The organism is Bacteroidales bacterium (genome assembly GCA_013314715.1).
Classification (GTDB): domain Bacteria; phylum Bacteroidota; class Bacteroidia; order Bacteroidales; family GWA2-32-17; genus Ch61.
The window spans coordinates 69,516-91,436 of sequence record JABUFC010000004.1 but is presented as its reverse complement, the minus strand read 5'-3'; the positions used below and the strand labels follow the sequence as shown (position 1 = coordinate 91,436).

Sequence of the window (21,921 nt, the reverse complement as noted above, 5' to 3'; positions counted from 1 at the left end):
CATAATGGGATCGCCGGGACAAACATGGTCGGTATTGGCTAATAAATTAACATGCAACGGAGGAGCCACATAAACCGTAGTAGTCAACAACGGACTGCTGCAACCATTGGCATCGACTACCGAAGCGCTATAGCTCGTTGTAACTTGCGGATAAACGGCAACAGAAGGGTTTGACGATTGTCCGTCCCAATAGTACTGATAAGGAGGCGTTCCACCGGTAGCCGTGAGGCTCAAATATGCGGGTTGGTCAATGCAAATGTATTGGGTAGGCGTAACCGATGCCACTAACTGCGGCGGTTGATTTACGGTAATACCATCGGTCTTGGTACAACCACTGGCATCGGTAATAGTTACAGTATAAATATCGGCAGTAATGTTAAATAAATTCGGTGTATTGGCTCCATTCGACCATTGATACGTATAGGGCAAACGTCCTCCACTAACGGTAGAAACGATCGAACCATTGGCATCGCCATAACATAAAAGATCGGTTTTGGTAAGCGAACTGGTAAGTGGTTCAGGATTGAAAACTTGCACAATAGTATTATTAGAAGTACATCCATTTACCGAAACAATTAATGAGATATTGTGTAATCCGGCATCAGACCAATTAACCATATGGGGTCCCACTCCTGTTCCTGGCATAGCATTGCCTCCATCCCACGACCATGTGTATATTGCATTTGAAGCAGCTTGTCCGGTATAAGTAACCATAGTTGATTGACCACTACAATTAATAGTATCAACTGTAAAGTTTGAAGTTGGTATTTGAGTAAGTAACAAAACAACAGAGTCAGCATCGGTACAACCATGATTATCAACATTCCATATAAGCGTATATTGACCGGTATTTGAAACTGTAACCGTAGCTAAAGGATTGTTTACCCCACCGCTAAACGATAAGGTTCCTGGACCTGTACCCGACCATGTCCCCACACCAACATTTAACGTCCCTTGTAAATTATACGAAAGGGAGCATACAGCATCGTCGTTGCCGGCAAAAGCTACCGGTTGTTCATAAAAACTTACTTGATTTTGCGAACTATTGATACAACCATTATTATCTACCGTCCAAGTAAATGTATAAACACCATCATTTTGAACACTAACGTTAGTTACAGGGTTGTGAATATCGGCAAACGATACACCTACCGAAGGATTTGCTGACCATGTTCCTACGCCAACATTGGTTGAGCCATTTAATGTAAAAGAATGTGAGCAAACATTACCCCCTGAACCAGCGCTAGCATTGGGCATTTGAATAAATGTAATAGAAACAGTATCCCTATTTGTACAGAAAGCCGAAGTGGACTCTGTCCATATAAATAAATAAGTACCTTCGTTGGGTACCGACACAGAAGAATTTGGATTAGTTGGCTGTTGAATCGATGCTGTAGCAGGCACCGAAGTCCATACGCCTGCCATAGAATTTATAGCTTCGAGCGAAGTCGTTAAGCCGCAAATAGTTTTATCGGGTCCAGCATTCGGACTAGGCATAGTACAACAATTTGATGATCCTTGATCGTACACTAAAACATCATGTTGAGTAGGCGAACTAGAACATCCACCTTCGGTAACAGTAAGTGAGACCGTGTAAGTGCCTGCTGTGTTCCATGTTATTTGATGAGGTCCTTGCCCTGTACCTCCGTTTATAATAGTAGCACCATTAAAATTCCAATTGTAAGTCGCCGAAGCCGAAGCATTCCCAGTATATTGAATATTAACTACTTCTCCAGCACAGATAGGAGTATTTAAAGTAAAATCAGAAGTAGGATTCGGAATAATAATAACATCAACCACATCGGTTGCCGATTGTCCACAGGCATCTGTAACAGTTACAACGTAATGAGTAGTAGATGATGGCGAAACGGATACCGTTTGGCTATTTCCGGCACCATTACTCCAAGCATACAAATAAGGTTGAACACCACCTGTTGGTGTAGCTGTAAGAGAAGCAGGTAATGCCGTAGAACATAAAGTTTGATCTTGACCAGCATTCACACTTAAAGCAGTATTGTCAGCAATATAAACGGTATCGGTAGCTGTTCCACCACAGCTACTTGGCATACTAAAAACAACATATTCTACACCTTCGGTCAACCCGTCAATAATAGGATTTAATGTAAACGAAGCCGATGTCTGTCCTGCTGGAATCGTAATACTTGTCGGTATGGGTTGTGTAAAATCAGCAGTATTAGCTGTTCCACCAATGGTATAATTTACAGTAACAGGGTTAGCTGGTGCGGTTCCAATGGTAGCTGTAAGTGTGGCAGTAGAACAGCCTTCACCGGCTGGAGCACTTCCCGTTGAATAACTTACTACTAAATCAATGGCATCGGTACTTAACGAATTTCTCTTAAGAAAAACTCCTGAATCATATACTCCATCACCAGCATCAGCTATACAAATTTTTAAATGGTAGGTTTGACAAGGCACAACATCGGCTACAGCATTAAGTGGTGTTGTAAAACCATCGAATACGGGCTGATTGGAGCTGCCATCATTATCTACAAAGTATTGTGGGTATGAGCCAGCATTAACATTATCTATAGAAACAGGAGTAGATGTACCAGGAATTAATGCTATATTGGTATTATTATAATTTCCACCTCCTGGATTTGGACCCGTGATAAAGAAAGTAAAAATATCATTATACCCAGCATTAACAAATTCGGGATATTCTTCGGAACCAAATATATAAGTAAACGACACTTGATTATCTAAAGGAACAAAATCGAATTCTAAAACCGCTCCATCGTATGTTTCTGCTCCAGCAAGCGATGTAAGCTCAGGAACACCCGCTAATGTTAAATCAGTTGACATAAAAGCACTACCACTTTGAGGTACATTGCCCACACAACCGGTAGTAATAACAATACCAGCATCCATACCAAGAGTGGTTGAATTTCCATTTGAAAAATAAGCTATTTGATTACACGTAGCACCAGTACTTGTTAAAGCACCATGAAATTGGACATTGGTAACAGTTACCCCGCCTCCAATAAAATAATTTTGCACCAATTGCTGAGGGGTAAATGATTCATTTATCTGAATTTGCGCTGTTGTTTGAAACCACCAAACCAAAAATAAATAAACTAATAAGCTATACTTCAACATAATAATTTTTTTTTTAGACGTATTCAAAAACAAAAGGTTGCTTCATTATAAATGTTTTATAGCTAATTAGTTTATTTTTATATTTGAACTAATAAAAAAAAAGTTATATTTAATATGAAACTTCTTAGATTACTGTTTTGGGGGTAAAATGTAAAAAAATACCTGTAAACTATTTATATTTAGTTCACTTATTATTACAAATAAAAAACGAATAAAATATTAAATAATATTTATTTTATAATTTTTAAACTTTTCATTTTTTTATCATCACATATCTTAACTATATAAATACCTTTATTTAACTGATTAATATTTATAATACTTGATACATATTCTTCATTATAATGATGTTGCTCAATTTCATTGTAAACAACTTTACCTAAAACGTCGATTATTTGTATCTTTAAATTTTCTCCTGTAACATTATAAACAACAATATTTAAATTATCTTCATGAATAAAACAATTAACCGATAATTGACTATTATCTTGTATATCTATGTAAGAATTTATTAAACATGAATTCATTGTTTCAACTCTTGGAGATATCTGTAACGAATCAAAAAAACTTATGATTGAATTTTGATCATTTTTAAGATGATAATTTAACCAAGGTATCATAAAATCAAGAGTTGCATCATTTTGTTGGTCATTTGTTATAGTAATGCTTGATCCAGAAGCACTTTCGCCTAAACTGCATGCACCATTTGAGTTATTTCCAAACAAACAATGTCCACCTCCAATAATAGATATAAAAACTTTGCACGTAGATGAAAGTGAATCGTAGATAGGTATTCCCATTGTATTTGCAGGACAAACAGAGTCTCCACTTGCTCCAATAATCAATGCGGGTACGTTTACTAAATCAGCAACTGAAATAGCTGAAGGATTCGTGGTGCCCAATGGAGATAAACAAATAATAGCATTAATATTTGGATTGTTTTGAGCAGCTAAAACCGTACAACCACCTCCCATAGAATGTCCTATGATAGCTTTTTTATCGATTATTTTTCCATAAAATGATGAAGAAATATTGCTATTTAACGAATAAAAAATACTACTTATAAATGCTAAATCTAACCTAAAAGTCTCATGATCAGACGTAAATACTGTCATACAAGTTGTTACATAAATAACTATATAACCTTCTGAAACTAACGAATCGGATAATTTAGTATAATCACTCGCCCCCATTAAAAAACCATGACCAAAAACCAAGTATGGAAATACTCCTGGTGCCACAGGAACATTATCTCCTGTTATTAATGAAGGATAATATATTTCGGTTGATACTTCACGATTATTGCGAGCAGGATCATAAAATGACATACTAATATGACCAACTTGATAAGGTTGAGCATAAAATATATTTACACAAAGTATTAAACCAATAAATATAAATAAAAGTTTACTAAGCATATTTTTCTATTTTTTTAATGATATTATTTAATGCAAAATAATTATTTTAAAACTTCAAAAACATTAACATTTGTTAATTTTTTTATTTAATCGTTTTAAACGACTCAAATGAACAGATGTTATATTTAAATATGAAGCAATATAATGTTGAGGTATTCTTTGCATTATAGTTGGATATCGTTTAATCATATCATTATATCGTTCAAGTGGATTTTTAGTATAAAGAGATTGTAATTTTCGGCTAAAAAGCACAAAATATTTTTCTAAAATAATTCTTGCAAGTCTATCACCATAACGTAAATGATAGTAACCATCTTGAATCATATAACGAGACCAAACAACAACTTGAGTATCTTCTAAAGCTTGAATACAATAATGAGAAGGTGTTTCTAAAAGAAAGCTTTCTAAATCAGTAGCTAAATCATTTTCTAAAGCAAAATAGAATGTTATTTCATTACCATTTCTATCTAAAAAAAAGATACGCAATAAACCATGATTAACAAAATAAACATTTTTGCATATTGAATCTGGCATCAGCAATATATCTTTTTTTTTAATTTCCTTAATTTCAAACATAGCAGAATAATAACTCCATTCATTATCATCTATTTCTATTATAGATGAAATATAATTGTATATGTTAGATAAGATGCTTTGTTTTATTTTTTTTCCCATTTTAGTATATATATATTCGACACATTTTATCATTATCATTCAAAATTAATATATTTAAACGAAATGACAAATTTTTTACGATGTCCAAAGTCATTTTAATCTACCTTATTTAATTTGACAATAAGTAATTAATTGTTATTTTTGCGGGCAGAAAAAAATGTAGAAATGAATATTATAGAATCGAAATACAATCCTCTTGAGATTGAAGATAAATGGTACCAATATTGGCTTGAGCATAAATTATTTAAATCTATTCCGGACCATCGCGAACCTTATACCATTGTAATTCCACCACCCAATGTAACCGGTGTTTTGCACATGGGACATATGCTCAACAACACCCTTCAGGATGTCCTTATACGTCGTGCACGCATGAAGGGCAAAAATGCTTGCTGGGTACCAGGTACCGACCACGCATCGATAGCAACCGAAGCCAAAGTAGTTGCCAAACTCAAAGCCGAAGGAATTGACAAAAACAACCTTACACGCGAAGAATTTTTAAAACATGCATGGGAATGGAAAGAAAAACACGGTGGAATAATTCTGGAGCAATTAAAAAAGTTAGGAGCATCGTGCGATTGGGATCGTACCTGCTTCACTATGGATCCGGCACTAAGCGAAAGCGTCATCAAAGTTTTTGTCGATTTATATAACAAAGGACTTATATACAGGGGCATTCGTATTGTAAACTGGGATCCCCAAGCTAAAACAGCACTATCTGACGAAGAAGTTATTTACAAAGAAGAAAATTCAAATCTCTATTACGTAAAATATTTTGTTGAAGGCACCGACGAATACATTCCGGTTGCTACCACTCGCCCCGAAACAATTTTGGGCGATACCGCTTTATGTGTTAATCCAAACGATGAACGTTACCAAAAATATCACGGCAAAAAAGTTCGTGTTCCTCTTGTAAATCGCATAGTACCGATTATTACCGACGAATACGTTGAAATGGACTTTGGTACCGGAGCATTGAAGGTTACTCCTGCCCACGACCCAAACGACTACGAATTAGGCATAAAACACAACCTCGATGTAATCGATACTTTTAACGAAGATGGCACATTAAACGAAAAAGCCCAGCTCTTTGTGGGAATTGATCGTTTCGAAGCCCGTAAATTAGTAGCTCAAGAACTCGAAAAACAAGGTCTGCTTTTAAAAACAGAATCGTACCTCAATAAAGTTGGCTACAGCGAGCGCACCCATGTAGTCATTGAGCCACGCATTTCTACCCAATGGTTTTTAAAAATGAAAAAGCTTTCAGAACCAGCCTTGGAAAATGTAATGAACGACAACATTAAACTCATTCCTCCTAAATTTAAAAACACTTACCGCCATTGGATGGAAAACGTAAAAGACTGGTGCATAAGCCGTCAATTATGGTGGGGGCATCGTATTCCTGCATGGTATATCAATCAAAACCCCAACGACTTTGTGGTTGCCGAAACCGAAGAACAAGCCTTTGAATTAGCAAAAAAGAAATATCCTTACATTACTAAAGACCAAATTCAACAAGACCCTGATGTACTTGACACGTGGTTTTCATCGTGGCTATGGCCTTTATCGGTTTTTGATGGCATACGCAATCCAAACAATCCCGATATTCAATACTACTATCCAACCAACGATTTAATTACAGCCCCCGAAATTCTTTTCTTTTGGGTAGCGCGTATGATTATTGCAGGCTATGAATATAGAAACGAAAAACCATTCCATAATGTTTATCTAACAGGCATTGTACGCGATAAACTAGGGCGTAAAATGTCAAAATCATTAGGCAATTCACCCGATCCGATTATGCTCATGCAAAAATACGGTGCCGATGGTGTTCGTGTTGGTATGCTTCTATGCTCGCCCGCAGGAAACGACCTGCCCTTCGATGAAAGTTTAACCGAACAAGGCCGCAATTTTGCCAATAAAATCTGGAATGCATTCCGCCTTATTCAGCAATGGCAGGTTGATAAAGATGCTCCACAGCCCGACTACGCTCAAAAAGCAGTTGAATGGTACAAAAACAGCATTAACAATACCATACTACAATCGGAAGATGATTTCGATAAATACCGTATTTCAGAAGCATTGATGGAAATATATAAAGCATTTTGGGACGAATTTTCATCATGGTACCTCGAAATCATAAAACCACCCTTTGGTCAGCCTATCGACAAACAAACCTATGAAGCTACCTTAGCATTTTTTGACACGCTGCTTAAACTTTTACACCCTTTTATGCCTTTCATTACCGAAGAATTATGGCATTCGCTTTCTAGTCGCAACAAAGGCGAAAGTATTATGTATTCCCAATATCCTCAAGCCAATAAAGTAGATGAAAAAATTTTACTACAATTTGAAGAAATTAAACAACTTATATCACAAATCAGAAATATCAGAACCGATAAAAACATTCCCCAAAAAGAAAAATTAACTTTATACATCCATCAAACAAATTATCATCTTACCCCATATTTACCTATAGTAAAAAAATTAGCAAATCTGGAAAATATTCTATTCTCTAAACCCGAAGGAACAGCAACCGCATTTTTAGTTGGCACAACTGAATATTTTATTCCAATGGGTAATTTTATCAATGCCGATGAAGAAATTCAAAAAATAAAAAAAGAAATTGAATATTATCAGGGATTTTTAAATTCGGTCAACAAAAAACTTCAAAACGAAAATTTTGTCAACAAAGCACCATCGCAAGTTATAGAAAACGAAAAAGCAAAAAAACATGATGCCGAAAAAAAACTTTCAGCGTTAGAAAAACAATTACAACAATTTTTAACCCTTAAATAACTTCTGTTTTATGAAAAACCTTTTTTCCATTTTATTCATACTAAGTATTTTTATATCTGCATGCTCGAACTCAAATAATAACCATCAAAGTTCGAATGACTCCCAAACCGAAGATACTACACAATACAAAACAATAAAAACAACCAAAGTATATTCGACCAATTCTGATGGAAGTGTTAAAGAAACCTTACTCAATGCAAGTGTTTTTTACTCCGATAAAGAAATTAAAATCAATTTTCAAGGCGATAGTACTTGGACATTTGAAGTAAAAGAAAAAACAGAAAAAAAAGAAGGCATAACCTTCCTTCTTATCGATAAAAAATATAAAGAAATGTTTATTTCTTCTGGCAGTTTGCCATTAATTACTTTAACCACACATACCGAAACAAGTAATATAACATTGATGTAATATGAACAAGACAAAAATTAAAATAGGAATTACCCACGGCGACATTAATGGAATTGGCTACGAAGTAATATTAAAAACACTCGTCGATGCAGGCATATACGAAATGTGTATTCCCATTGTATATGGTTCGTCTAAAATTGCTGCTTATTATAGAAAAAATATAGGATTAGAAAATTTTAGTTTCAATCTTATCAAGTATCCAATAGAAGCCAATCCAAAACGCCCAAACCTTATCAATGTTTTAAACGATGAATTTAAAGCAGAACCCGGTGCTGCAACCCCTATGAGTGGAAAAGCGGCATTCTTATCACTAGAAAGAGCAACCGAAGACCTAAAAAAAGGACTCCTAGATGCCATTGTTACTGCTCCTATTCATAAACAATCTATTCAATCCAATCAATTTCAATTCCCTGGACATACCGAATATCTTCAAAGCAAGTTTGGAAATGGCAACCAAGCACTCATGTTTCTTATTAGCGACAACTTGAAAATTGGAACAGTCACCGGACATATTCCTATTAATGAAATCGCAAAAAATGTAAAAAAAGAAGTCATACTAAATAAAATTAGGCTTATTCACCAATCATTATTAAAAGATTTTGGGTTAAATCGTCCCAGAATAGCAGTATTAGGTCTTAATCCCCATGCCAGCGATAACGGACTTATAGGAAACGAAGAACAAAACGAAATAATTCCAGCTATAAAACAAGCACGCGAAGAAAAAATATTAGCCTTTGGACCTTATCCAGCTGACGGATTCTTTGCCTCCTTAACATTTAAAAAATTTGATGCAATATTAGCCATGTATCACGATCAAGGATTAACACCATTCAAATTATTAGCTTTTGAAGAAGGTGTAAATTATACTGCTGGTTTATCTATTGTTAGAACCTCACCCGATCATGGCACTGCTTTCGATATCGCCGACAAAAATATGGCCAATCCATCATCGTTTAGAAATGCTTTATATGCTGCTATTGATATTTGGCACAAACGAAAAGAATTCGAAGAAATTACTCAAAATCCAGTTGCAAGTATCAAGAAAGAATCAACAAACGAATAGCCTATGTACGAATACATTAAAGGAACCTTAATCGAAATTACTCCAACTTATGCCATTATCGAAACATCGAATATCGCATATAAAATAGAAATTTCATTGCAAACCTTTTCAAAACTTCAGCATCAAACCCAAAATTCTATTTTACTTTATTTGCACCATATTGTTCGTGAAGATGCTCATCTCTTATTTGGATTTTCCGATAAAAAAGAAAGAGAACTATTTAGAATGCTTATTTCAGTGAGTGGCATAGGACCCAACACTGCCCGTACCATGCTTTCTGCAAGTTCTGCCAATGAAATTGAAGACAGCATTCGCAACGCCAATATTGCCTCACTCAAAAACATAAAAGGAATAGGGCAAAAAACTGCCGAACGATTAGTGGTTGAATTACGCGATAAACTTGGAAAACAAAGTAGCAATGATGAAATTTTTTCACCTTCACACAATACAATCAAAGAAGAAGCGTTATCAGCATTATTTATGCTCGGATATTCTAAAAACATGGCAGAAAAAGTTATTGATAAAATATTAAAAAACACACCCAACATAACTACCGAAGAGCTTATAAAACAAGCACTTAAGCAATTATAAACGTGAGGTTTGCACTTTCACATATCATATTTTTTTCAGTTTTATCGGCCTTTTATCCGCTGATATGGCAAGTAATTCCTAACAATAACATAGCTATACCACAATCCATAACACCTCCCGACAGCGGCGACCCCGATACCAGTAAAACACTACCCTTCCCATTTAAAGATCAAGGCATACTTCCTGGCAGCAACGAAGGCTATGAATCAAAGCTTTTCTTACAAAAACCATCGAATATTAAAACAGAAGTTGAATATAACCACGAAACAAACGAATACGAAGTAAAAGAAAAAATAGGATCAATAAACTATCGCTACCCTCAAACTTATACATTCGAAGAATATAATAAAGCCGATTTTGATAAGGCAATTAAAAATTATTGGCGTCAACGTTTTCGCTCCGAAAATTTTGAACATCAATCGAACCTCATCCCACAAATAAAAATCCCTGGACAAGTATTTGAACAAATATTCGGCACAAACGTTATTGACATCAAACCAACAGGCTCGGCAAAGCTTATTTTTGGTATCAATATTGCCAAAAACAACAACCCTACCCTCCCTGTTCGTGAACGTAAAACAACAACTTTCGATTTCAAAGAAGAAATTCAAATGAGCGTTACCGGTAAAATTGGCGACAAACTCCAATTAACCACCAATTATAATACCGAAGCCTCGTTTGAGTTTGAAAACAAAATGAAATTAGCTTACGAAGGAAAAGAAGACGAAATTATAAAAAAAATAGAAGCCGGTAACGTTAGCCTACCATTACAAGGTTCTTTAATTAACGGAAGTTATACACTTTTTGGTATCAAAACCGAATTACAATTTGGAAAACTTACTGTTTCAAATATTTTCTCACAACAAAAAGGAAAATCTCAAGTAGTAGAAGTTCAAGGTGGGGCACAAGTTAGCGAATTTAATGTCACTGCCGATCAATACGAAGCCAACCGACACTTTTTTGTTAATAAATTTTTCTACGACTATTACGATAACTTTTTAGCCAACCTACCCATAATTGGAGGGGGAGTAACCATTACACGAATGGAAGTATGGGTAACAAATAAACAAGGTAATACTACCGACACCCGCAATGTTGTTGCATTTTACGATTTGGGCGAAGGAATGGCACCCGATGGCAATTTAAACATCTATTCACCAAACGTATCGCTTAATCCAATGATTACAACACCATATCCTTGCGATACGATCAATAGTCTTAGTTTCATTGAATATCAAATACCACAAATTCGTAATATCACCCAAGCTTCAAATTACCTTCAAATAAACGGTTTTAGACAGGGGGTTGATTTTGAAAAAGTTGAATCCATGCGTCTTTTAAATCCTTCTGAATATACCTTCAATCCTAATCTTGGTTACATCTCGCTTAACTCTGCTCTAAATTCTGACGAAGTTTTAGCCGTTGCTTACGAGTATACAGCAGGTGGAAAAACATACCGTGTAGGCGAATTTTCAAATACCGTACCGGCGCCCAATGCACTTATCTTAAAACTTATAAAACCTACATCGCTTAGCCCCAATCATCCTTCATGGAAATTAATGATGAAGAATATTTACTCATTAGGTGCCTACCAAATAAATAACCAAGATTTTATTTTAGATGTTTGGTACCAAAACGACCGTACAGGAGCCGCAACCCAACAGGTTCCTGCTGGCGAAATTTCTAATAAAAAACTCATCGAAGTATTTAACCTCGACCACCTTAACAACAATTTAGACCCCATCCCCGACGGCCGCTTTGATTTTATTGACAAAATTACCATCAATCCAGCTAACGGACGACTTATTTTTCCTGTAAAAGAACCATTCGGAAAATACCTTTACGATAAAATTACAGGTGGAAATCCGCTTTATGCCAATACCGCCAAAGAATACGCATATACAGAACTTTACGATTCTACTCAATACAAAGCACGTCAGGTTGCCGAAAAAAACAAGTTCTTTATTAAAGGAACCTATAAGTCTGCATCGGGAAGCGACATTTCGCTTAATGCCATGAATATACCCCAAGGCTCTGTTGTTGTTACCGCTGGAGGACAAAAACTTACCGAGAATGTCGATTATACCGTTGATTATACTCTTGGACGAGTTAAAATAATTAATCAAGGCATTTTACAATCGGGCATACCGATTAAAATATCGCTCGAAAGTCAATCATTATTTAATATCCAGAGCAAAACACTTTTGGGCATGCACTTAAATTATCAATTCAACAAAGATTTTAATTTAGGAGCTACCATTTTAAACCTTACCGAACGACCACTTACCCAAAAAGTAAACATTGGCGATGAACCTATTTCTAATACCATTTGGGGATTCGACGGAAGCTACAAAACCGAAGCGCCACTGTTAACAAAAATAATAGATAAACTTCCGTTTTTAGAAACCAAAGCACCCTCAAATATTACTGTTTTTGGTGAATTTGCACAACTCATTCCTGGACATAGCAAAGCCATCGAAAGTAATAAAGAAGGACTCGCATACATCGACGACTTTGAAGGGAGTAAAGCATCGTTTAGCCTCTTATCACCTAGCTCATGGGCATTAGCTTCTATTCCACAAGGTCAAAATGGAATTTTCCCAGAAGCCACGTTAATGGACAACATTGAAATTGGCAAAAAAAGAGCCCGTTTAGCTTGGTACACCATCGACCAATCTGTTTTTTATCGTAACAACTCCACAACCCCCTCTTATATAAAAGACGGTCCCGAACAAGTTAATCATTTAACTCGCGAAGTTTACGAAAAAGAACTTTGGCCTAAAAAACAACTACCTAATGGACAACCCTCGTATATTTCTGTATTAAATTTAGCATTTTTCCCAAAAGAGAGAGGAATGTACAATTATAGTCTCGATATCGATGCCAACGGTAATTTGCTTAACCCTCAACAATGTTGGGGCGGTATTATGCGAAAAATAGATATGAACGATTTTGAGGCAGCAAATTATCAATTTATCGAATTTTGGATGATGGACCCCTTTGTTTACGACACAACACATACAGGAGGATATTTGTATTTTAATCTTGGCGATATTTCTGAAGATGTATTAAAAGATGGAAGAAAAAGCTTTGAAAATGGCTTTCCTAGTCCTACACAAGCTCAACTAATAGATACTACAAGTTGGGGACGAGTGCCTATTATACAATCAGTAGTCAATGCTTTTGATAACGATGAAGCTTTGCGTCCATACCAAGATATAGGATTAGATGGTTTAAGTGATAACGACGAACGTTCTTACTATAGTTGGTATATCGATTCATTGCAAGTAAAATTTGGATCACAAAGTATGGCATACCAAATGGCATACTCCGATCCAGCAGCCGACGACTATCATTTTTATCGAGGTTCCGATTACGATCAACAACAAGTTGGCATTATAGGTCGATATAAAAAATTTAATGGAATGGAAGGTAATAGCCCAACCGATGCTCAATCGCCTGAGCCATATACTACCGCAGCAACTACTATGCCCAATACCGAAGACATTAATCGCGACAATACACTAAGCGAATCAGAAAATTATTTTCAATACAAAGTTGCTATTAAACGCGACCAATTACACGTAGGTACCAATTATATTGTAGATGAAGTAACGGGTTACAACAAAAATCAAGAACCTGTTAAATGGTATCAGTTTAAAATTCCTTTATACGAACCCGATAGTACTGTTGGAAACATTCAAGATTTTAAATCCATTCGCTTTATGCGTATGTTTTTACGGGGATTCGAAAAAGATGTCGTTCTACGTTTTGCTAAACTCGATATTGTTCGCGACGAGTGGCGAAAATACAACAACAATATGCTCGAGGCAGGACCATACTTGCCTAACGAAATCAGCGATTGTTCTTTTGATATATCTGCAGTTAATATCGAAGAAAACGGCTCTAAAACACCTATCAATTATATATTACCGCCCGGTATAAGTCGCGTAATTGACCCCACCAATCCACAACTACGTCAATTAAACGAACAAGCTATGGTTCTTAAGGTTTGTGAGCTTGCCGACGGCGATGCACGTGCTGCCTATAAAAATATCAACCTCGATGTCCGCCAATACGCAAAACTTCAAATGTTTGTTCATGCCGAAGCAATTGCCGGACACCCACTCAATAATAACGACTTATGTGTGTTTATTCGCCTTGGTAGCGATTATCAAAACAACTACTATGAATACGAAATTCCTTTACAACTAACACCTCCAGGTAAATATGATGACGACAACGAAAATCATCGCGAAATAGTTTGGCCTACTGCTAACATGTTTGACTTTTATTTCGACCAACTCTCAAGTGTAAAACAAGAACGCAACGACAAAATCAGACAAGGTGCGTATAATGTATCATATACCAATGTTTATTCCAAAACTATCGAAAATAATCGAAGAATATCAGTTGTAGGCAACCCAAATTTAAGCAATGTCAAAACCATTATGATCGGAATTAGAAACCGTTCAAAAAATAATAATTCTATCACAAGCGACGACGGACTACCTAAATGTGTTGAAGTTTGGGTAAACGAATTACGACTTTCAAATTTTAACGAAAAAGGCGGTTGGGCTGCTAATTTAAGAACAACTGCACGTTTAGCCGATTTTGGAACTTTAAACCTTAGCGGTAGCACAAGTCGTAATGGATTTGGTAGTATTGAGAAAAAAGTTAATGATCGTCAAAAAGAAGATATTTACTCGTACGATATATCATCCAATTTAGAACTAGGAAAATTTGTTCCTGAAAAAGTAAAATTATCTATACCCATGTTTGTAGGCTACAACGAAACCGTAAGCAACCCACTCTACAACCCCCTCGACCCTGACATTAAATTCAATGTCGCACTCGATAATGCACCCGATAAAGCAACCAAAGACTCTATTAAACATATTTCGCAAACTTATATTCGACGAAAAAGCCTCAATTTTACCAATGTTAGATTTAACACCCAAAGCAGAGGCAATAACCCACTTAACCCAGGTAATTTTGCTATAAGCTATTCGTTCAACGATCAATTAGCACGCAACGTCAATACCATTATGAATCATACAAAATCGTATCGTGGTTCATTAACCTATAATTTCAATGCTAACCCTAAAAATATTACTCCTTTTCAAAAAGTTCGTTTGCTTAATAAACCTATTTTCCGCTTAATTAAAGACTTTAATTTTTATTACATGCCTTCGCAATTCTCATTTATGACCGATATGGACAGAACTTACAACGAAACTCAACTCAGAAACATACAAGATTTTACAAAACCATTTCCAACTACTTACAACAAAACATTTTTCTGGAATAGAAGTTACGACTTACGTTATGACATAACAAAATCATTAAAATTTAATTTTCATGCCGAAAACATTGCCCTTATCGACGAACCCGTTATGTACGGTCAACGCGTAGATAAAGACCATCGAACCGAATACGAACACTGGAAAGATACCATTTGGAACGGACCTTCGGGAATTTTAAATGGTGGAAGAACAACTAATTACCGACATAATTTTGATTTAAATTATACTGTTCCTATTAATAAAATACCACTCTTTAATTGGGTCAGCCTCAATGCTCGCTATGGTGGCACATACGAATGGAACACAGCACCACGCTTAGCAAATCCCAATGTACGTCTTGGTAATACTATAAAAAACAGTAATACCGAACAACTTAGCGCAAGCTTAAATATGACCCAATTATACAATAAAATTGGCGTACTCAATCGCATCAATCAAAAATATTCAAAACCTCAAAAAAAGAAAAAAGAAAAAGAACAAGTCCAATACCCCAAGGTAGGCGATCCTCCAAAAATTATAAACTTAAAAGCCAAAACTCCTAAACCCATTAGCCATAAACTTAAAACTATTGATGTTACTGTTAAACTAAACGATGCTAATGGCAAAGAAATAAAAGTAAAAACCGATATTGTAAACGAAAACCTTGTAATCTTAACATCTGATAGCGATTACAAAGATCTCAACCTTGTTATTATAGGACAACGCGAAAAAGAAGAAAATCCCTTCATTATTTTCTTAGAACAAACTGCCCGTGTTTTAATGATGGTAAAAACGGTAAATATAACCTATTCCGAAAACAACGGAACGATCCTTCCGGGTTATTTACCTAATACACAATTTATAGGTATGAGCCAAGACAATCAAGGCATTTGGGCGCCAGGATGGAGTTTTATATCAGGTATGCAAGACATCCATTTTGGACGTAAGGCTGCCGACCAATACGGTTGGATTACCAAAGACTCTGTATTAAATATGCCGTACCAAATGACTAATACAAAAACACTTAATATACGCATTACTGTTGAACCAGTTAAAAATATGCGAATCGAATTAAGCGCCAATAGAACCGAATCTAAAAACTTCTCTGAATACTATCATTACAATCAAAGCATTGCTCAATTCGAATCATCGAATAAACTTTATACCGGTAGTTTTTCTATGACTTATAATACTTGGAATACTGCATTTAAAAAATTTGGTGATAATTATTTTTCACAAGCATTCGAAAATTTCAAAAACTATCGTATAACTATAGCCAATCGATTAGCAGCAAATCGTCTAGAAAATAATTATGCCTCTGCCTATAATTATACTGGAGCTATCGACCCAACAACAGGCTTCCCCGATGGCTATGGACCCAATTCACAAGAAGTGCTCATTCCGGCATTTTTAGCCGCTTACTCGGGTAAAAACCCTGATAATATCCCTTTAACTGCATTCCCTGGAATTTTTGCCATGCGACCCAATTGGAGTTTAAATTTTACAGGACTTACCGGAATAAAAATTATTAAAGAATATTTCCAAAGCATTACCATTGCTCATTCGTATCGATCAACTTACAGTGTCAATTCATTTTCAACCAATCTCGATTATCATCCCGAAGATGGGTTAAATTGGGTTCGTTATTCCCTTGGAAACTTTATACCTGAACACGAAATTAATGGTGTATCTATTTCCGAACAATTTTCTCCACTCATTAGCTTTGATATAACCATGAAAAACAGTATACTTGCAAAAGTAGAATACAAACGTTCACGCAATTTATCGTTTAACCTTGCAAATACACAAGTTAATGAAATGCAACAACGCGATTTCATTATTGGTACCGGGTACAGAATTAAAGATTTAGCATTTAATATAAACGGCAAACCCTTCAAAAGCGACTTAAATTTACGCCTAAATATTAATGTACGCAACGACTTAGCCGTTATACGTAAAATAAATCAAAACAACAACAATCAACAAGAAAATCAACTCACAAGCGGAAACAAAACTATCGGAGCCGAATTCAATGCCGATTATCAACTCGGACCTAATTTTACAGCAAGTCTATTTTACAAACGCGATGTTCGAAAACCTAAAGTTTCATCAACCTTCGAAACCTATAATACGCAAATTGGAGTTAGCCTTCGATTTACATTAAATCCATAAAATAGTCATAAATTAACAACCGTAACTTATTAACTAATGAACTTTCGAATAAACTTATACTCACGCAAAACACTATGGAAAACAACATTACTCATTTTTGCAATAATAATATCATCTTTTTCGCTCATTGTTACAAATAATCTTGTTAAAAAGCTCGAATACGAAGAACGTAAAAAAGTAGAACTATGGGCAGAAGGAATGCGTCAACTTGCCTCTACCGAAAATTTAAATCAAGATATTTCATTTCTATTTATGGTTATAAAAAACAACGAAACCGTTCCGGTTATTGTAGTTGACCAAAACGATAGCATACTTTCATATCGAAACTTCGATTCACTCAAAATAGCATCAAATCCACTCTATTTAAATGAGCAATTAAATGAAATGAAACATGGATATCCACCTATTGAAATCAATCTTTCTGATAATACAAAACAATTTGTTTACTATAAAGACTCACTTATATTATCACAATTAAGCTACTATCCCTATATACAACTTGCTGTTTTTTTCATTTTTATATTTATATCATACTTAGCATTTAGCTCCATCCGAAAATCGGAACAAAACCAAGTTTGGATGGGAATGGCAAAAGAAACAGCACATCAGTTAGGCACCCCCATTTCATCGCTTATGGCTTGGCTCGAATGGATGAAATCAACTCCCAGTATCGAAAAAGAAATGCTTCAAGAAATACAAAACGATATCAACCGCTTGCAACTTATTGCCGAACGATTTTCAAAAATTGGTAGCGCCGCTAAACCAGAAACCACCAATATAATTAGCGTAATAAAAAATGTTACCGACTATATGCAAAAACGCACTTCATCGTCCGTTCAATATCAACTTCATTTCAATCAATTAACCGAAGTAAGCATACCCATAATAGTCCCATTATTTGAATGGGTTTTAGAAAATATATATAAAAATGCTGTTGACGCTATGAATGGTAAAGGCATTATTGAAGTTACCGTTCGCGATAATGTTCAAAATATTTATATCGATATAAAAGATACAGGCAAAGGCATTCCTAAATCAAAACAAAAAATTATTTTTAAACCCGGATATACTACTAAAACAAGAGGATGGGGACTCGGACTTAGCCTTACTAAACGAATTATTGAAGAATATCACCAAGGAAAAATTTTTGTTAAATCATCAGAAATCAATCAAGGAACTACGTTCAGAATTGTTCTTTTCCGTAAATAATTTTTTTCTTTTTTTCATTTTTTTTCATTTTTTTCTTTCATACCTTTATTGAAATTAAAAAATCGAAAAATCATGAATAATTATTATCTATTATTGACTTTTATCCTATTATTAAATATAGTAAAAAGTCAAACTGCTTATTTTGGAGGCATTCCTGCTTCCCCTGCTAAAATAGAAGTTGCTCAACCCAATGGCAATAACTTAAGTTTATTTTTAAAGGGAGACGAAACCGTTCATTGGGCTACGACTACCGATGGTTATACCTTACTCAAAAACCCAAACTTGAATGCATGGACCTATGCCATTTTAGACCATAATGGGGAGCTAATGCCTTCAAACATGTTGGCTTCAAACATAAATCAAAGAGACATCAACGAAATTACCTTTTTACAAAATATTGATAAAGGTCTTAAATTTAGTAGTAAACAAATTAAAGAGCTAAAGCAAAATTCAGTAATTAGAAATCAAAAATCTGTAAAAGCATTCCCAACCACAGGAACTGTAAATATGCTTGTCATTTTAGTCAATTTTAACAACACTTCTACCACTTACACACAAACAAATTTTGATAATTTAATGAACCAAAATGGCTACAACTTTCAATCAGCAACAGGAAGTTTTAAAGATTACTATTTAGCTGCATCTTATAATCAACTTACCATCAATTCAACCGTTATAGGATGGGTTACTGTTAATCAACCACACGATTATTATGGCGATCAAAGCATGTGGGGACAACTTGCAGTTGATGCCATTAATGCTGCCAATGCTGCTTATCCTTCTATCGATTTTTCTCAATTCGACAACGATCACGATGGTATTATTGATGGCATTGCTATTTTTCATCAAGGACCAGGTCAAGAAGCCACTAGCAACACCAACGATGTTTGGTCGCATACCTCTTCTGTATATTCTAATAATATTATAATAGATGGTGTAAGAGCAGGTACCTATACCATGCAACCCGAAAAGCTAGGAACATCATCCAGTATGATTACAGTTGGTGTTATGATTCACGAATTCGGACATAATTTAGGACTGCCCGATCTTTATGATACCGATTATTCATCAGATGCCATTGGCAACTGGGACGTTATGGCTGGCGGTTCATGGCTCAACAACGGGCGAACACCACCTATTCATAATGCTTGGTCTAAATACGTACTTGGTTGGCTCACACCTGTCAACTTAACTAATCCGGGGACATATACACTTAATAATAATTATTCCGATAATACCGTATATAAAGTTACCACAACCACTACAAATGAATATTTTTTGCTCGAAAATAAACAAAAAACTAGTGGAAGCTGGAATGCCTATCTCCCTGGACATGGAATGATAATCTATCATATTGACGGCTCATATATCAATTCTCACTGGTCGTCCAATACTGTTAACGACGACGAAAATCATCAGGGAGTCGATATCGAAGAAGCAGATGGAACACTTACCACCAACAATGGAGGCGATGGAGGCGACCCATTCCCTGGCACCTCTAACAAAACATCTTTTACCGATCAAACAACTCCCAATTCACATTCATGGGCTGGAGCCAATACCAATAAGCCTATTACATCCATTCAAGAAAGTAACGGTGTAATAACATTTGTTTTTATGGGGGGAGCCTCTACCCTAACAGCCGACTTCTATACCAATACACCCACCATACAAGAAGGGCAATCAGTAACCTTTAGCGACATGAGCACGACCCCCACTGGTACCACCATAACTTCGTGGCAATGGTCTTTTCCAGGTGGCAATCCTTCATCGTACACAGGTCAAACACCACCTGCCATTACCTATACTACAGCCGGCAGCTACAATGTTAGTTTAACCGTTACTAATTCTGCATCGAACACCGACACCGAAACAAAAACATCCTATATTACCGTTACAACACCACCTAAATCAGAATGGATAACCCAGTACAGCGGCTTTACCACTCAATATAGAGGAGTAACCGATATTTCTATTGTAGATGCCAACACGGCATGGGGCATCGCTATCGACGGCAATGGCAATCTTGTAAATGAGTTTACAAAAACAACAGATGGTGGTAATACTTGGACTATTGGCACAATTAATGGTGTGCCCACAAATAACAGGGTTTCTAATATTTGTGCCATTTCTGCAACTAAAGCATGGATTGCCATGTATGCAAGTACAGGAACAGCAGGCGAAGGTGGTATTTTTACGACTTCCGATGGAGGGGCTACCTGGACTAAGCAAACTACAGCATCGTTTGCCGGTTCTACGGCCTTTCCTAATGTAGTCCATTTCTGGAACCAAAATGAAGGATTTTGCATGGGCGACCCCAATGGCGGATATTTCGAAATCTATACTACTTCTAACGGAGGAAATACATGGACAAGAGTAGCACAATCGAACATACCCGCACCTCTCTCTGGAGAATATGGCTATACTGGCATGTACGATGTATATGGAAATACGGTTTGGTTTGCAACAAATAAAGGACGAGTATTTAAATCAACCAATAAAGGTGCAACATGGACAGTAAGCCAAGTAAGTGGATTTACCGACTTTTCATCTTTAGCGTTTAACGATGCCAATAATGGTATTGCTACACAAAAAATAATTAGTAATAATACCATTACCGACATTTATGTTCGCAAAACTACCGATGGTGGCAACACATGGACTACGCTTACACTCCCATCGAATGTATTCATAACCGATTTTGACGCAATTCCTGGATTTGCTGGCAAATGGGTTAGCGTTGGAAAAAACCTTAGTGGAACATTTGGTAGCAGTTATAGCGAAGATTTTGGCCAAACATGGATAACTATTGATTCCAATGTACAATATATATCCTGCAAATTTTTAGACAATAATACCGGTTGGGCAGGTGGCTTTAATACCATTCCAAACACAAATGGAATTTATAAATGGCACAATCTGACTAATATCAACAACAACGTTTTGCAAATAGAAACCTTGCTTTATCCTAATCCAACTCACAACCTATTTTATATTTACACCAATACTAATCAATTCTTTATAGAAATTTACGATTTAATGGGCAAACTTATATTTAGTCATAACTCTAATCAAAATACCATCAACATAAATACACAAGAATGGATTAAAGGCTGCTATATTGTAAAAATCATAAGTGGCAATGCTATTAAAACTGAAAAACTTATAGTACAATAACAAGTT

Annotated in this window: 10 protein-coding genes; 7 read left to right on the top strand and 3 right to left on the bottom strand. The window is 35.7% G+C overall.

The window, feature by feature from the left end; all coding sequences use genetic code 11:
* From HPY79_01795 to HPY79_01785, 3 genes are all read right to left on the bottom strand, one after another.
* The coding region (locus HPY79_01795) for a hypothetical protein (protein NSW44549.1) at window positions 1-3,117 on the bottom strand (3,117 nt) is incomplete at its 3' end.
* Window positions 3,118-3,347: 230 nt separating this feature from the next.
* Window positions 3,348-4,535: a T9SS type A sorting domain-containing protein gene (locus HPY79_01790; protein ID NSW44548.1), complete on the bottom strand. Its 1,188-nt coding sequence runs from the start codon at window positions 4,533-4,535 to the stop codon at window positions 3,348-3,350.
* 63 nt (window positions 4,536-4,598) lie between these two features.
* The gene (locus HPY79_01785; protein NSW44547.1) at window positions 4,599-5,210 is read right to left on the bottom strand and encodes a Crp/Fnr family transcriptional regulator; all 612 of its coding nucleotides are present in this window, start codon (window positions 5,208-5,210) and stop codon (window positions 4,599-4,601) included.
* Between the two features lie 165 nt (window positions 5,211-5,375).
* On the opposite strand from HPY79_01785, the gene HPY79_01780 reads away from it, so the two are divergent.
* The 7 genes from HPY79_01780 to HPY79_01750 all read left to right on the top strand — a co-directional run bounded on the left by HPY79_01780 (window position 5,376) and on the right by HPY79_01750 (window position 21,915).
* Entirely contained in the window at window positions 5,376-8,009 is a 2,634-nt protein-coding gene (locus HPY79_01780) for a valine--tRNA ligase (protein ID NSW44546.1), read from the top strand.
* A gap of 10 nt (window positions 8,010-8,019) precedes the next feature.
* On the top strand, window positions 8,020-8,418 hold the full coding sequence (locus HPY79_01775) for a hypothetical protein (protein ID NSW44545.1): 399 nt from the start codon (window positions 8,020-8,022) through the stop codon (window positions 8,416-8,418).
* 1 nt (window position 8,419) lies between these two features.
* Complete coding sequence (gene pdxA / locus HPY79_01770; GenBank protein NSW44544.1) at window positions 8,420-9,481, top strand: 4-hydroxythreonine-4-phosphate dehydrogenase PdxA; 1,062 nt, start codon at window positions 8,420-8,422, stop codon at window positions 9,479-9,481.
* Between the two features lie 3 nt (window positions 9,482-9,484).
* Entirely contained in the window at window positions 9,485-10,072 is a 588-nt protein-coding gene (gene ruvA, locus HPY79_01765; protein ID NSW44543.1) for a Holliday junction branch migration protein RuvA, read from the top strand.
* A 2-nt stretch (window positions 10,073-10,074) separates the two neighbouring features.
* Window positions 10,075-17,529 (top strand): cell surface protein SprA, encoded by a 7,455-nt coding sequence (sprA, locus tag HPY79_01760; GenBank protein ID NSW44542.1) that lies wholly within the window; start codon window positions 10,075-10,077, stop codon window positions 17,527-17,529.
* A 36-nt stretch (window positions 17,530-17,565) separates the two neighbouring features.
* Complete coding sequence (locus HPY79_01755; protein ID NSW44541.1) at window positions 17,566-18,738, top strand: HAMP domain-containing histidine kinase; 1,173 nt, start codon at window positions 17,566-17,568, stop codon at window positions 18,736-18,738.
* 72 nt (window positions 18,739-18,810) lie between these two features.
* Complete coding sequence (locus HPY79_01750; GenBank protein ID NSW44540.1) at window positions 18,811-21,915, top strand: M6 family metalloprotease domain-containing protein; 3,105 nt, start codon at window positions 18,811-18,813, stop codon at window positions 21,913-21,915.
* The last annotated feature ends 6 nt before the right edge of the window (window positions 21,916-21,921 follow it).

Excerpts from the sequence above, each read along its gene's own strand:
- HPY79_01790 (NSW44548.1), bottom strand. The coding sequence starts at position 4,535 with ATGCTTAGTAAACTTTTATTTATATTTATTGGTTTAATACTTTGTGTA.
- HPY79_01775 (NSW44545.1), top strand. The coding sequence starts at position 8,020 with ATGAAAAACCTTTTTTCCATTTTATTCATACTAAGTATTTTTATATCT.
- pdxA (NSW44544.1), top strand. The coding sequence starts at position 8,420 with ATGAACAAGACAAAAATTAAAATAGGAATTACCCACGGCGACATTAAT.
- HPY79_01755 (NSW44541.1), top strand. The coding sequence starts at position 17,566 with ATGAACTTTCGAATAAACTTATACTCACGCAAAACACTATGGAAAACA.
- HPY79_01750 (NSW44540.1), top strand. The coding sequence starts at position 18,811 with ATGAATAATTATTATCTATTATTGACTTTTATCCTATTATTAAATATA.
- HPY79_01780 (NSW44546.1), top strand. The coding sequence starts at position 5,376 with ATGAATATTATAGAATCGAAATACAATCCTCTTGAGATTGAAGATAAA.
- ruvA (NSW44543.1), top strand. The coding sequence starts at position 9,485 with ATGTACGAATACATTAAAGGAACCTTAATCGAAATTACTCCAACTTAT.
- HPY79_01785 (NSW44547.1), bottom strand. The coding sequence starts at position 5,210 with ATGGGAAAAAAAATAAAACAAAGCATCTTATCTAACATATACAATTAT.